Genomic DNA, 1,086 nt, shown 5'->3' on the forward strand with positions numbered 1-1,086 from the left:
GTGTACCCCGAAAGGCCTTACCGCTCGACTTGCATGTGTTAAGCACGCCGCCAGCGTTCGTCCTGAGCCAGGATCAAACTCTCCGTAAAAGACTCTCGATCAACAGTCGAAACTGCAAATCAGTCATAAACATAAAGAGTCAAATCACTAGCAAAAAAACTCAACTAGCAAAACAAACAAAACCTTCTCACCTCAGACGGGAAGAATGAAGCAAGAAGATGTCACACTCACACCCCAAAAGGTATGAGCGCCAAAAACATTCGGCACTGACATTCATCGACACACTGTTGAGTTCTCAAAGAACACGCGCACACCATTCACCTTCGAGCTGAAGCTCGTAGAGTCCGGGGCAACCGTTCCAGCTTAGATCAGATGATCGAGCGCAGTCAAACTGGCTTCACATCCGTGAAGAAGTCGAACCTGTCGGCTTTGACATCTTCATGGTGTCGGAAGCGAACTCCGCGTTGCTCAGGCCTTGCGGTCTGGGCTGGCGTCCGTGTCGCTCTGACCTGGACAAAGTTACGCCCCGGATAACAACGCGTCAAATCCCCAGGTCGTTCACGCGTGAATCACGTGAACGGCCTGGTCGCAACCGGACACTTACCCACCTGACGGGCGTCGTAGCCAAATTACATGGATGTGACTCCGCCCACTGACTACAACGGAAAACTCAGTCCGCGATTCGGGCGCCTGCGAAGTTCCGCTTTCCGCGTCGGACCACCAACCACCGGCCGTGCAGGAGATCGTCCGCACCGGGCGTCCATTCTTCGTCGGAAATCTTGACGTTGTTGACCGATGCGCCGCCCTCCTTGACTGCGCGTCGGGCAGCGCCCTTGCTCTCGCTCAACCCCGTAGCGACGAGCAGATCGACGATGGTGTTCGGTGCACCGGCCTCGATGTCGGCCACAGACGCTTCCTGTAGCGCGGCGGCGAGCGTCTTCTCGTCGAGTTCGGTCAGTTCGGCCCGCCCGAAGAGCGCCTGGCTGGCCAGTTCGACCGAGCGAGTCGCGGCTTCGCCGTGGACGAGCGTGGTCATCTCGGCGGCCAGGCGCTTCTGCGCCTCACGCGCGTGCGGACGCTCGGTGG

General features: G+C 57.8%; 1 rRNA gene and 1 pseudogene. Both read right to left on the reverse strand.

The features are described 5' to 3' along the window. Positions 1-89, reverse strand: a 16S ribosomal RNA gene (locus A2J02_RS14985); the annotation flags it as partial. A 581-nt stretch (positions 90-670) separates the two neighbouring features. Beyond that, positions 671-1,086: pseudogene (locus A2J02_RS14990) on the reverse strand (tyrosine--tRNA ligase); the annotation flags it as partial.

Origin of the sequence: Rhodococcus sp. EPR-147 (assembly GCF_001647185.1) — a bacterium.
Lineage (GTDB): Bacteria > Actinomycetota > Actinomycetes > Mycobacteriales > Mycobacteriaceae > Rhodococcoides.